This is a genomic window from [Ruminococcus] torques ATCC 27756 (genome assembly GCF_000153925.1).
Classification (GTDB): Bacteria; Bacillota; Clostridia; order Lachnospirales; family Lachnospiraceae; genus Mediterraneibacter; species Mediterraneibacter torques.
This window is the reverse complement of record NZ_DS264356.1, coordinates 80,248-93,976: the sequence shown is the minus strand read 5'-3', so window position 1 is coordinate 93,976 and position 13,729 is coordinate 80,248. Positions and strand designations below refer to the sequence as shown.

At 41.6% G+C, this 13,729-nt stretch carries 11 protein-coding genes; all 11 read left to right on the top strand.

The annotated features are described in order from the left end of the window. Positions 1-14 precede the first annotated feature (14 nt). The 11 genes from RUMTOR_RS06865 to RUMTOR_RS06810 all read left to right on the top strand — a co-directional run bounded on the left by RUMTOR_RS06865 (position 15) and on the right by RUMTOR_RS06810 (position 13,719). Complete coding sequence (locus tag RUMTOR_RS06865) at positions 15-992, top strand: sugar ABC transporter substrate-binding protein (protein WP_004846460.1); 978 nt, start codon at positions 15-17, stop codon at positions 990-992. A 12-nt stretch (positions 993-1,004) separates the two neighbouring features. Then, positions 1,005-1,889 carry a sugar phosphate isomerase/epimerase family protein gene (locus RUMTOR_RS06860; protein WP_004846459.1) on the top strand — a complete coding sequence of 295 codons (885 nt, stop codon included), beginning with the start codon at positions 1,005-1,007 and terminating at the stop codon, positions 1,887-1,889. A 204-nt stretch (positions 1,890-2,093) separates the two neighbouring features. After that, complete coding sequence (locus RUMTOR_RS06855; RefSeq protein WP_004846458.1) at positions 2,094-3,047, top strand: AAA family ATPase; 954 nt, start codon at positions 2,094-2,096, stop codon at positions 3,045-3,047. Between the two features lie 10 nt (positions 3,048-3,057). Continuing rightward, positions 3,058-4,110 carry a DUF58 domain-containing protein gene (locus tag RUMTOR_RS06850; protein ID WP_004846457.1) on the top strand — a complete coding sequence of 351 codons (1,053 nt, stop codon included), beginning with the start codon at positions 3,058-3,060 and terminating at the stop codon, positions 4,108-4,110. Further along, the gene (locus RUMTOR_RS13470) at positions 4,079-5,998 is read left to right on the top strand and encodes a transglutaminase-like domain-containing protein (RefSeq protein WP_004846456.1); all 1,920 of its coding nucleotides are present in this window, start codon (positions 4,079-4,081) and stop codon (positions 5,996-5,998) included. The genes RUMTOR_RS06850 and RUMTOR_RS13470 overlap by 32 nt, the downstream gene beginning before the upstream one ends. A gap of 1 nt (position 5,999) precedes the next feature. Continuing rightward, positions 6,000-6,449, top strand: a complete 450-nt coding sequence (locus RUMTOR_RS06835; RefSeq protein WP_004846455.1) for a GNAT family N-acetyltransferase — start codon at positions 6,000-6,002, stop codon at positions 6,447-6,449. A gap of 208 nt (positions 6,450-6,657) precedes the next feature. Beyond that, positions 6,658-9,957: a DUF5717 family protein gene (locus RUMTOR_RS06830; protein WP_009242548.1), complete on the top strand. Its 3,300-nt coding sequence runs from the start codon at positions 6,658-6,660 to the stop codon at positions 9,955-9,957. Positions 9,958-9,984: 27 nt separating this feature from the next. Further along, on the top strand, positions 9,985-11,268 hold the full coding sequence (locus tag RUMTOR_RS06825) for a DUF5716 family protein (RefSeq protein ID WP_004846453.1): 1,284 nt from the start codon (positions 9,985-9,987) through the stop codon (positions 11,266-11,268). Continuing rightward, entirely contained in the window at positions 11,243-12,010 is a 768-nt protein-coding gene (locus RUMTOR_RS06820; RefSeq protein WP_009242549.1) for a hypothetical protein, read from the top strand. The genes RUMTOR_RS06825 and RUMTOR_RS06820 overlap by 26 nt, the downstream gene beginning before the upstream one ends. A gap of 179 nt (positions 12,011-12,189) precedes the next feature. Further along, positions 12,190-13,005, top strand: a complete 816-nt coding sequence (locus tag RUMTOR_RS06815) for a transporter substrate-binding domain-containing protein (protein WP_004846451.1) — start codon at positions 12,190-12,192, stop codon at positions 13,003-13,005. 27 nt (positions 13,006-13,032) lie between these two features. After that, entirely contained in the window at positions 13,033-13,719 is a 687-nt protein-coding gene (locus tag RUMTOR_RS06810) for an amino acid ABC transporter permease (RefSeq protein WP_004846450.1), read from the top strand. Positions 13,720-13,729 lie beyond the last annotated feature (10 nt).

The window sequence follows — 13,729 nt, the reverse complement described above, 5'->3', positions numbered from 1 at the left end:
TTTAAGGAGGAAAAATGATGAAGAAAAAGATGTTGGCAGTGGCAGTATGTGTGTCTATGTGTATGATGGCTTTTGCGGGCTGTACAAGTGAATCCGGCGGAGGTTCGGATAAGAAAGCAGAACAGACAGAAGGGAAAAAAGAAGAATCCGGAAAAGTGTTTATGACAGTAAGTAACCAACAGAATGAGTTTATGGTCGGAATGGCAGAAAATTTTAAAGAGGTCGGAGAGGCAGCAGGGTATGAAGTGCAGTTGATGGATGCTGATCTTGATGCTACGAAACAAGTATCTCAGATTGAGACGGCTATTTCTGAAAACGCGGAAGCTATTCTCGTTGAACCGTGCAGCGTGGACGGGTTGACGACAGGGTTGAAAGAGGCTCATGACGCGGGAATTCCGGTGTTTGTTATCCATAATAATGTGTCGGCAACCGACTTGGTCACATCTCTGATTCATGTAGATGTAAGACAAGGCGGGGAATTGAAAATGGAACAGGTTATTAAGGATTGTGGAGAAGATGCTAAAATTGCGATTATGACAGGAACGCTTGGGCAGGATACGACAAATCAGATCTGCGGTGGTTATGACGCTGTTCTTGAAAAATACCCGAATGTAGAAGTTGTATTTGAAGGGGCAGGCAACTGGGGAGCTACGGATGCTGCGCCTTTGGCAGAAAACTGGCTGGCTTCAGGAAAAGAAATTGACGCAATCGTCTGCAACAATGATGGAATGGCTCTCGGAGTAGTGTCTGTATTGAAATCGGCGGGAAAATCGGAACAGATTAAAGTTTACGGTCTGGACGCAACAAATGAAGGATTAAAAGCAGTTGATTCAGGAGAAATGGCAGCGACGATCTATGTTGATTCCAAGGCAGAGATTGAAAAAGCGTTTGAAATGCTTGAAGATCTGAAAGCAGGGAAAAAGGTGGATGCAGAGTATAAAGTACCGTCTGTGCTTGTTACAAAAGAGAATGTAAAAGAATATATGAAATAGCAGGTGAGTCTTATGAAAGCAGCAATATCCGGAGAGACGCTTGGAAGTGTGATGGAATTAGACGAAATTTTATCTTTATTTCAAAAAAACGGGATTCATTTTATCGAAATATGGCCGGAAAATATTCCTGTAAAAGTCGGAAAAACACTTCTGCATAAACGTTTGTATGCAAACAGAGATGTGGAACAAGCAAAAAAGATACTGGAGAAATATCAAATAAAAGCAGCGTGTGTATGCTTTGGAGCAGGATTTGATAAAGAATTGGCGAAAGATCCGGAACTTTTTTCGAGAGAATTAGAACGAGCTGTTGAGATAGCTTATGAGCTGGGAGCAAAAGTTGTAAATCATTATTGTTATCATGTCGCAATGGGTCCGGAAATTTCTTTTTCTGAATTGGAAAAGTATTATGGGCGGGCGATCAGGAAAGCGAAGCATAGGAAAATCTATCTGGCTTTGGAAAATGAGGCTCATGATATTACTCAAAGTCCCGAAGGGATGAAAACGATTGTAGAGCATATGAATTCGGAATATTTTAAAACAAATTTTGATGCGACCAACTATTATCAGGCGGGATATGAAGGTTTTCCGTATGCATATGAAGTTTTGAAGGAGTATATTGTTCATGTACATATAAAAAACGGTTGTTTTTATCATCCTGAATTCGGACACGAAAAGCAGTGCAGAGGAGGGAAAATGACGGGGATGTTTGCGGGAAATGATATCTATTATCCATATGCATCTGACGGAGCGGTGAACATAGACGGACTTTTGCGGAGGCTTGAAAAAGACGGATATACAGGTTTTTGTACGATGGAACCTCATACGACTCCTGAAAAGTGTCTGGACTTCTACAGAGAAGAGACGGCTTATTTAAGAGAAAGAGGAATCAAAGAATAAACGATATATACGGCGAAGATGACAGCGGTCATTTTCGCCGCATTTTTATGAATGGGCAGGTGAACTGTCACATTTTTACCGGAAAATTCTGTATAACGGTTGATTTTGATATTGTACATAGAGTAGATTATAAGTAGATGAAACAGGATAATAAACGTGTGCAAATATAGAGGCAAAAGCGAATAAGATCGGGGAGAATAACTTATGGAAGAAAACAGATGTCGAGCGCGGTCAGTTATAGGGGAAGTGGAGAAATCAGTCGTTGGGAAAACAGATATTTTAAGAAAAGTTATGACAGCAATTCTTGCCGGAGGTCATGTTCTGATCGAAGACATTCCGGGAACGGGAAAGACGACGCTGGCGCTTTCGTTCTCGCATGCAATGGGACTTAAGGTGAATCGGGTGCAGTTTACGCCGGACGTACTTCCGGCAGATCTGAGTGGATTTACGATATATGATAAAGCATCAGGGACATTTGTGTATCAGCCGGGTGCAGCTATATGCAATCTTCTTTTGGCAGATGAGATAAACAGAACGTCGCCAAAGACGCAGTCCGCGCTTTTGGAAGTAATGGAAGAGCATCAGGTAACGGTTGATGGAAAAACTCACAGGACAGGAGAGCCGTTTATTGTGATCGCGACTGAAAATCCGGTAGGTTCCGCCGGAACTCAGCTTCTGCCGGAGTCACAGCTTGATCGTTTTATGATCTGTGTGAGTATGGGCTATCCGACGGCAGAAGAGGAAATTGAGATTTTGAAACGGGAACAGTCAATAGAAAAAACGAGAGAACGAATCGATCCGGTTGTCAATGCAGAGGAATTGATCGAAATGCAAAGAGAAGTTAAGGAGGTTTTTGTACATGACCGGATTTTCGGTTATATTGTGGAACTTGCAAAAGCAACAAGGGAAAATGAATGGACAGAGTTAGGTTTAAGTCCTCGCGGAACTGTCGCGTTGACAGCTATGGCGAAAGCATGTGCGTGGCTGAATGGACGGGAATATGTCGTTCCTTCCGATGTACAGGAAATATTTCCGTGTGTCACAGAGCATCGGATCATTCTGAATATGAAAGCGAAGGTAGGCCATATAAAAAAAGAAGAACTGATCCGGCGGGTTCTGGAGAGTGTTCCGACTCCGACAATGAGACAGAAATATTGAGGATGAACAGATGGTAAAAAGAATAATCGGATATCTGGCAGTTCTTATACTTACGATATATTTATTTTTTATGTATAACGATACTGTAATCTCAGGACTTCTTATATTTGTTATAATGTATCCGCTTTTATCATTTTGGTTTTTGATGATCCAGCGAGGAAAAGTCGGAACAGATATGACGCGTATTCCTTCGATGGGTGAAGAAGGAAAGACGATAAAAGCCGGGATTACCGTAAAAAATCAATCCGCATGGAATATGCGGTATGAAGCTGTGATCCTTGTGGGAAACAAGATTGAAGAAAAAAAGAAACAGAAGCGGATACGGGGAGTGATACAGGCGGAAAATGTCAGAACATTTTGGTATGAGCTGCCGGGGAATATTTGTGGCAGTATGGAAATTACGTTGAATGAAATAAGAATTTATGATCCCCTTTGTATTTTTTATATCAGGAGAAGAGAGGCTGAAACAGTATTTGTGAAGATCATGCCTGAATTTGAACTGATGCCTGTTGAGATCACAAGAAAGACGAGAGAATTTCAAACAGATGCGGAAGAATATTCCTGTGAGAAAAAGGGAGATGATCCTTCTGAAATTTATCAGGTGAGAGAGTATCGAAGAGAAGATTCTTTAAAAGATATTCATTGGAAACTGACTGCCGCGAAAGAAGAGCTTGTAGCAAAAGAGAGGGCGTTTCCTTTAGGATGTGCCGTACTGATCTGGTTTGACATCAGAGAAAAAGAATGTACTGCGAACGGTTTTTCTAAAATGCTAAAGACAGCAGCATCATTATCGATCACTCTTGTTGAAGAAAAATGTATTCATCTGGCTGCGTGGTATGAAGAGGATACAGAACAGATTGTGACTGTGAAAGTGAAAGATGAAGAAAGCTGCTGTCAGATGGTATGGGAATTGATCGATATAAAGCCGTGCGGAAATACAGAGAAAAGAGATTCCTATATGAGGGAGCGTTTTAAAGGGGCAGAGTTTAGCAGTATAGTTACGATCGATGGACAGGGGCAGATTAAAAAAGATGGGAAAGAAGAGTTGTTTCTTCGTTTATAAAAGTGGGGATGCCGATGTGGAAAAGAAAAATCCGGAAATAAATTTTGTGAAAGCGCTTAGTGCTGTTTGTGCAGTCTTATTATGGCGGAATGCATTTTTATCTGTATTTGATTTGGAAGCGCTGGCAAATCAAATAGGACGAAAAGAAATCATTTTTGCAGAGATTGCCGTGAGTTTTGCGGTATTTATTTTGTTGATTGCGGCATTCAAAGTAAGGAGGCTGCGCGTAATTGCTTATTTGGTTATTTTTGCACCGTTTATATCTGCTGCATGCGCGCGAAAATTTCCGCCGCCATGGGCGTCGTGGATGTTGGTTTTTGCCGCGGTATTGTATGGAACGTGCTGTGCAATGGAAGGATGCAAAGCTAAACAGGTTTTTCGTTCACTTGTTTTGATTTCGGCGGTCTTTGGGATTGCTGCGGGAATTTCTGTTTTTGCGGGAAAACAGATCGATCAGATCAGAGTAGACGAGAATGGATTTTATCAGGAAACGAGACAGAAAATCAGAGAGAACGTAATCGGAAAAGCAGAAGAACTGGCTGAAAAAATAAAAAATAAAAAAGACGGCAAAAAGTTAGATGAAGAAAAAACAGATGCTGAAAGCAAGCATGACAGAGAAGATATAGAAGAAAAAAATCCTTTCCGGCCGGAAAATGATCCGACACAACAAAACGGAAAAAATGACAATATGACGTCGGGCGGAAAAATGGACGATCTCAAAGCTATTTCTTCTTTTAAGCCGTCTTCGGAAGTGTCTACATGTGTTGTGCTTGAGAAAAAGAAAACATACCTTTATGATAGGTGGGGGACGACTTATGAGGACAGTGCGTGGACAAATGAAAAACTAGAAGAGGTAGTGTATTCTTCAAAGTATTATTTTGAAGAAGAAAAAGAGGAGCTATTTTTACAGTATCCTTCGGAACTTACCCGTATGCAAAAAATGTGCGAAGGATGGGATAAGAGTTCGTTTTCTGCTGTGAAAAATCAGATTGACGAAGCTTTGTCGAATATAGTTTATGATACGAATCCTGGGAAAACGCCTGCAAAATGGGATTTTGCAGAGTATTTTCTGTTTGAAAATAAAAAGGGATTTTGTGTACATTTTGCCACAACAGCAGCTTTACTTTACAGGATGTGCGGCTACCAGTCGATTTATGTGGAAGGTTTGGTAGTTCCGGCTTCTGCGTTTAAAGAAAAAGAAAACGGAACTTATGAGGCGCAGGTTGACGGAACAATGGGACATGCATGGTGTGAAGTATATGATGAGAAAACAGGAGAGTGGATCACAATGGAACATACGCCGGCATCTTCAAGAAACGAGATGCAGGGAGCGGATGCGGCAAAACAAAAGAAAGAAAACAGTTTTAAAAGCAATCAGGTTTTTCGGTTGATTGTGTGTGTTGTTTTTGTGGCGGGGGCTGCGTTTGGAGGCGTTTTTATTCAGGCTGTAGTCAGAGGAAAACGTCACAGGAGAAAGATTGGGACGACTCGGGGCGGAATCGGTATTCTTACAATGTATGACGATGTAGTTAAAGTTGCAAGACTGACGGAAAAACCAAAGAAGCAGATTTTCGGAAACAGGCATTCGGATACAGATGATTATTCGGAAGTTTGGTTGAAACATCTGAAAAAACAGTATCCTCAGATTTCGGAAGAAGAGTGGAATAGTTTTTATGAAGAAGTGCGGCGCATTTTGTTTTATTATCCGACAAAAGACCGGAGAATATGGAAAGAATCCTATAAATTGTATCGGAAGTTTTATGCTGAGGCAAAAAGGCGGATGAATCCCGGAATGCGGCTGCTTCTAAAATATATTTATTGCATTGAAACGCCTTTTTGTGAAAAAGGTGCAAGTTTTATGAAAAAGAAAAAGAAAAGGAGAAAGTAAAATGATAAGAAAAATGAGATCAGAAGACAAAAAGACTTATATGGAGATGGCGAGAGAGTTTTATCATTCGGATGCCGTATTACATCCGGTTCCGGACACCTATTTTGAACGGACTGCAGATGAGGCGCTTCGCTCTGATGTCTATGCCGAGATATTTCTTTTTGAATGTGAAAACGAAGCGGCGGGATACGGGCTGATCGCGAAAACTTATTCTCAGGAAGCGGGAGGAATGGTTTGGTGGATTGAAGAAGTGTATGTGCGGGAAGCGTTTCGTTCCAAAGGGATCGGAAGGGAATTTTTTGCATATCTTGATAAGGTGAAAGGCTCGGCGGTGACAAGGATGAGGCTTGAAGTGGAAGAAGATAATACAAGAGCCGTAGCTCTGTATAAAAAACTTGGATACAAGCCTTTGGAATATGCGCAGATGATCAAAGATGCTCCCTTGAAGTAAAATCGTTTGAAAACAGAGCATTTTAGCCAAACAGAGATATCGTATACTTGTATACAATATCTCTGAAATTCTTTTAATACCCCATTGCAAGAAGAGACAGAACAATGTTATAATTCATAGTAGCGTACTTTTGTCCGAGGGCAAAAGACAGCAGTCCGCGATACGTTCATGCCCGGACTGCTGCAAAAATGATGAGTAGGTGACAGATTTGAAGAATAAGATCAAACGATTTGCCAAAGGCGACTTTCATATTCCGCAGCCGGAAATTATATTTCCGGAAACACATATTGTAATGAGAGTCGGAGAAGGGGAAAAATACAGAGGAAGTTTTTCATTGAAAAATCAGGGGGAAGGAACGATCAGAGGTCTTGTCTATCCCTCTTCTTATCGTGTGCAGTGTGACGAACAAGGTTTCGACGGGAATCCTGTCAATATATATTATACATATGACGGCAGCGGGTTGATGCCGGGGCATGTCGAACATGGGAAGTTTACGATCGTTTGCAACGGCGGCGAGTATGATGTCGCATTTACCGCGATTATCGAGAAACCGTATGTTATGACGAGCTATGGGAAGATACAAAGTCTTGACGATTTTAAGAAGCTGTCTTTTCGGGATGCGGCTGAGGCAGTAAAGCTGTTTCGCTCCAGAGATTTTTACGAAATACTGAAATACGAAGATAAGCGGATCCAGGCGCTTTATGAAAATATGCGGAAATGGGAACTGGATCAGCAGGCTTTGGAAGAATTTCTCGTAGGATGTAAGCAAAAAGAGAAGATATTCCTGACACTTGAGGAGGAAAGCCGGGCGTTTATGTCGCTTTCAGAGGCGCGGAAAGAGACGTTTACTATCAGAAAAAATACGTGGGGATATTTAGAAATCGACGTACATACAGAAGGGGAATTCCTCTCTGTTGAACATACCCGTGTAACGACGGAAGAGTTTATCGGAAATTCATACCGGCTGGAATATTTTCTGAATGTGGAAGCACTTCATCCGGGAAGTAATTTCGGCAGGATCATATTAGAATCTCCGTACGAGACTCTTACCTATGAGGTTGTCGTAGAAAAAGATATAAGCAGAGATGAGGATTATCGTGCAAACGACAGAGAGTTTGCGGGAATTGTTAAAAACTATTTAAAATATGAAAGTGGAAAACTGGAACTGAACGAATGGGTCGAGGAAGCAATCCGTCGGATCAGCCATCTGAGGGAAGTTGATGACAGAAATGAATTCTATCTTCTTGCGCATGCACATATCTGTCTGATCGGAAAACGTTTGGAAGAGGCGAAATGGCTTCTCGAATCATATAATTATAATCGCTTTGCCATCGGTAAGGATGTGGAACTTAGTTCATATTATTTGTATTTGACAACGCTTTTGTCAAATGACACGATCGGGCAGCGAAAGGTTGCGGAAGAGCTTTCCAAGTCATTTATGAAGCATCCGGATAGTTGGAAGATTTTGTGTATGCTTGTGGAAGTGGATTCGGAGTATAAAATATACAGTGAACGTCTTCGGGCTTTGGAAAAACAGTTTTATGATGAAAAGTCGCATAGCGTCTGGTTCTATTTACAGGCGTTTAAATGTTACAGGGAAAAGAGTTCTTCTCTGAAAAAGCTCGGAATGTTTGAAGTTCGGGTTCTTCTGTTTGCAGTCAAACATAAACTGATGACAAGAGAACTGGCGCTTTACACTGCAAATCTTGCAAGTCAGATGAAAGTTTTTGACAAACAGTTATATGCGGTTCTTGTCGGTTCTTATAAGATGTATAAGGAATCGATGATACTGACGGCGATCTGTACTCTTCTGATCAAAGGAAACTGTGTGGAAAGCTGTTATTTTCAGTGGTATGAAAAAGCGGTGGAAGCAGAGCTTAAGATTGCTCAGCTTTATGAATATTATATGGCTTCGGTTGTTCCGGCGGATTTTCACAAAGCGCTTCCGAGATCGGTATATTTGTATTTTATGCACGGAAATTCATTGGATTACCATAAATGCGCATTTTTATATTCAAACTTGATCACATATGAAGATGAAAGCAGCGAGATTTACGCTCATTACAGAGACGAGATGGAAGCGTTTGCATGGAATCAGCTTGACCGGAGAAATGTTGACGAACAGCTTCGTATCATTTATAAACGGTTTGTAGTAGAGGCATCTATGAATCCTGAAAGGGTAAAAGCGCTTTATGATGTATGTCATGCATACCGGATTACGACGAAAGTGCCGAATATGAAATTTATTCATGTTATTGCAGATGACGGCACGATTACTCAGAAATCACCGTATACGGAAAACGGAGCGCGTGTATTCTTGTATGCGAAAACCGATCGGCTTGTGTGGGAGTCAAAAGACGGAAGGCATTATACAGATTCTATCCCATATGAGAGTCAGAGACTTTTTTATGAGCTTCGCTATATGGATATGTGCAGGAAATATATTAACGGCCTGAGAAGAACGCGGGAGGAAGAAGAAGTTCAGGAACTGACGACAGAGATCGTCAGAGAAAACGGAGTTGAAAATTACGAAGAAGATGAACTTTTGGGACTTTGCAGCAAAACGATCAGAGAGAATAATTATGAGAATGATGATTTTCTTACATATGTCTGCTTTGAATTGTTTAAAAAAGGTCAATATGACAAGGTGATCCTGACGTATTTGGCAAGCTATTACTGCGGCGCGACATCTGATATGAAGATGCTTTGGAGAGAGGCGCGGGATTATGAAGTACATACGCATAAGCTGGCAGAGAGGATCCTGACACAGATGCTCTTTTCGGAAGAATTATTTCAGGAAGCGCAGGTGTTTGAGCAGTATTATGCGGAAGGTGCATATTTCAGGCTTCAGCAGGCGTATCTTGTGTATATGTCGAGAGAATATGTGGTGGAAGAAAGAAAAATCAGCAGGAGTGTGATCGATATCATCTGCCGTGAATATGAAAAGGGCGAGGATACGATCGATATATGCAAAGTAGCGGTATTAAAATACTATTCGACGAGAGAGTACAGTCCGCAGACAAGAAAGACGTTAAAGAAATTCCTTCAGGAATTGTGTGGAAAGCAGATTTATTTTCCGTTCTTTCTTTCATATGAAAAAGACTGGCTGATCGAACTGCAGCTTTGGGATAAAACACTGATCGAGTATAAAGGTCAGAAGGGAAGCAGGGTAATGCTTTATTACAGCCTGCAAAAAGGAGGAGAAGAATCGTCCGATTATTCGACGGAAGTGCTTACTCCGATGTATGAAAATATTTATGTGAAAAAGTTTGTTCTTTTTGCAAATGAAAAGTTAAAATATTATTTTAAAGAGACGATCGACGGAAACTCTTACAGAAGTGATAAGGAACTTTGTGTGCGGGAAACTGTTCAGGGAGAACCGGGGCGCTATGGAAGACTGAATGATATCCTGATCGAGAAAAACGAAAGTGAGCGCAAGAAAAAAATTCAGGCATATGCAAGAGAAGATGCGGCTGCAGCGCAGATTTTTACAAAAGAACAGGCGTAAGATTAAACAATAGGAGGTTGTTTTTTCATGGGACAGGGAAGTATCATCGGATATGAGATAAATGAAAAAACATGTCAGATCAGTTTTTATAACGAAAAAGACTTGGAGCCGGATACGCTGGAAGTGGATACGGACAATTATCAGATTCCGCTTATCATAGGAAAACTGCGAGACACGTGGGCGTATGGAAAAGAAGCGAAAAGACTTGTTACGATCAAAGACGGATTTACCGCAACGAGACTTCTAAGCAAAAGTCTTGCTGGGGATAAGATCGAGTTTGGAGAAGAAACATACGACGCAGTGTGGCTTTTATCTCAATTTATTCAGATGTCGCTTCAGTCATTTCCGGAGATCGACGGTATTGTTTTTACAGTTCCGTCTCTTTCGGAAGAAATGGCGCAGATGCTCAGAGGAATCGCCGTACGGATGAATATTGATAAACGTAATATTTTTATCCAGGATTACAAGGAGAGTTTTTGCAATTACCTGTTTTATCAGCCGAAGGAATTGTGGCAGTATGACGCAGCGCTGTTTTGCTGTGACAGAAATGAGATCAAAGCGTATATGCTTAGGAGGCTTCGGCCGGGGCTGGGAGGCGGAAAAACGACGTTTGTTACAGTAGATGAAGTGGCAAGCGCTCACATGAAGGAACTTGCGATGGTATATCCTGTCTTGAATGAAGATAAGGCAAAAGAAGCGGATGCAATGTTCAGCAAATTTATAGAGAGCGTATTTGACAAACGGATTGTTTCCTCTGTATTTTTGACAGGAGAAGGTTTTGAAAACGACTGGTATCCGAAATCTTTGCGAGTGCTGTGCAACGGGCGGCGAGCATTTATCGGTAATAATCTCTACAGTAAGGGCGCTTGTTATACAGCGTATAGAAAGTTGTATATGCATATTGAAAATCCGGTATATCTGTCAGAAGATAAACTGACGGATCAGATTACGGTCAATATGCGGGTTGGAGGCCAGGAGATGTGGTATCCGATCGTTTCATGGGGGAACCACTGGTATGAGTCGAATAATCAGTGGGAAGTGCTCATGGAAGACGTAGAAGACATCGAGCTTCGGATTGAGTCTCTTGTTCAGGGAAATGTAAGAACGGAAACACTGTCTCTTGACGGATTTCCGAAAAGGGCGGAGTATTCCATGCGTTTACAGCTTGAGACACTGTTTCTTGATGAAAAAACATGCAGAATTTCCGTAAGGGATGCCGGATTTGGAGATTTCTTCCCGGCGACAGACTTCCATGCGGAGAAGACGATACATTTAGGAGGCAATGATGGGAAATTTAATTCTTTGTCATGACAGACATGCGGCACATCCGTATGAGATTACGCGCATCCATTGCCGTATTTTTACAATAGAAGAATTGTGCTACTATCTGTGTAATAATTTATATTTGATCGATTATACGATTATGAACGGGCAGCTTTGCGACTGGCTTGACGAGGAACTGGAGATGAAGGCGCTTGCATCAGAGTTAAGAGACGTTCTTCGTCTGCACGGTTCGGTTGAAAAGTTTGTTTTAACTATTTTGAAATCGTCTCGTTTGTATCGTGAGCCGGAGATGATTCGTATTCAGAATGTTTTGGAACATTTGAAAAATCAAAAAGATATTGAACGGCAGAAATTTAAAGGCGACAATCTTCTTGAAAGCGGGGAAGTGGAAGAGGCGATTCTTGTATATCAGGCTATTTTAAACGGGGAAAAAGATGAGACTGTAGATGAGAAGTTTTACGGAAAGATTTATGCAAGTCTCGGAGCGGCATACGGTCGTTTGTTCCTCTATCAAGAGTCGGCGAAAATGTATGATTGTGCATATCAGATCTGCGGGGATAAGACGTTGATCAAGCCGTATCTTTATGCGTCGTACAAATATATGTCGCTTGAAGAATACCATATTTTGATTACAAAAAGCGAAGAATATATGGAAATAAACGCCCAGATGCGCAGGGAAGTAGATAAGATCAACCAAGAGGTGTCTGTAGAACCGGAACCCGGAATCATGGAAAAGTGGAAACGAAGTCATAGAAGAAGTCATGCATAATATATATTGGCAGATCAGATTACAATCTGGTCTGTTACAATCGGTGAGAAGAAAGACCCTCTGTGTGTTGACACGGAGGGTTCTCCATGTTAGAATACAGAGGTAACTTTACTGTGGTACAGTGACTCATTAGTAAAGAAAGAAAGCGAGAACTATAAGTTTGGTTGTGGAGGTTATCTATGAAAAGAAGAGTGTTAAGTGTTTTGTTGTGTGCGGGACTTGTTGTTTCAGTGTTGGCAGGATGTGGTTCTGATGATGCAAAGAAAGATTCGGGAAAGAAAGCAGCTTCAGAAAGCGATCTCGATTATGTAAAGGAAAAAGGAACGCTTGTCGTGGGAATCACAAATTTTGAGCCGATGGATTACCAGGATGAAGAAGGCGAATGGATCGGTTTTGATGCGGATATGGCGAAGGCGTTCGGAGAGAGCCTCGGCGTAGATGTAGAGTTTGTGGAGATTGACTGGGATAATAAGATCTTAGAACTTGACGGGAAGACGATCGACTGTGTATGGAACGGAATGACGCTTACCGAAGAAGTTACAAGTTCTATGGAATGTACAGACGCATACTTAAATAATGCACAGGTTGTTGTACTTCCGGCGGATAAAGCAGATAAATATCAGGATGAGAAAAGCCTGTCAGATCTGTCGTTTGCGGTAGAATCGGGAAGCGCGGGAGAAGATGAAGTGGAAAATCGCGGACTTGATTTCACTCCGGTGACAGCACAGGCGGATGCGTTGATGGAAGTTGCGGCAGGTACGTCGGATGCGGCTGTGATCGATCTTCTGATGGCGACGGCGATGATCGGAGAAGGAACAAATTATGCGGATCTTGCTTATACGGTAAGATTAAGCGAGGAAGAGTACGGCGTTGGATTCAGAAAAGGTTCTGATCTTGCAAAAGCTCTGAACGATTTCTTCGCAGAGTGTTATGAAGACGAAAGCATAGTGAAATGTGCGGAAAAATATAACCTTCAGGATATGCTTGTGAAATAAGATAAAAGACGGAGTTGTAGACAAAAAATGGATTTGATATTAGAACAGTTTCCGATTGTGTTTAAATCACTGAATATCGGATTTCTCCAGACATTAAAGTTGTTTTTTGTGACACTGCTCGGAGCGGTTCCGCTTGGGCTTGTCATTGCATTCGGATCGATGTCGCGGTTTAAACCGCTTAGTTATCTGACGAAGATTATTGTGTGGATCATAAGAGGAACGCCCCTTATGATCCAGCTTTTGATCATCTATTTCTTTCCGGGACTTGTTATGGGAAACAATATCTGGGGCGGGGGAGAAGCCGGACGTTTTCTTGCGGCGGCAGTTGCATTTATTTTTAATTACGCATGTTATTTTTCAGAAATATACAGAGGCGGTATTCAGGGAGTACCGCATGGTCAGGAAGAGGCGGGGCTTGTGCTTGGCATGACGCGAAGTCAGATTTTTTTCAAGGTAACTTTGCTTCAGATGGTAAAACGGATCGTACCTCCGATGTCTAATGAGATCATTACTCTTGTGAAAGATACGTCTCTTGCCCGCATTATTGCGCTTCAGGAAATTATATGGGCAGGACAGGCATTTCTGAAAGGATCGCAGGGAATTGCCGGAGTCATCTGGCCGCTCTTTTTTACAGCGGTATATTATCTGATCTTTAACGGTATTTTGACAGTGCTTCTGGGACGTCTTGAGAAGAAACTGGATTATTTCAAGTAGGAGGTGGAGC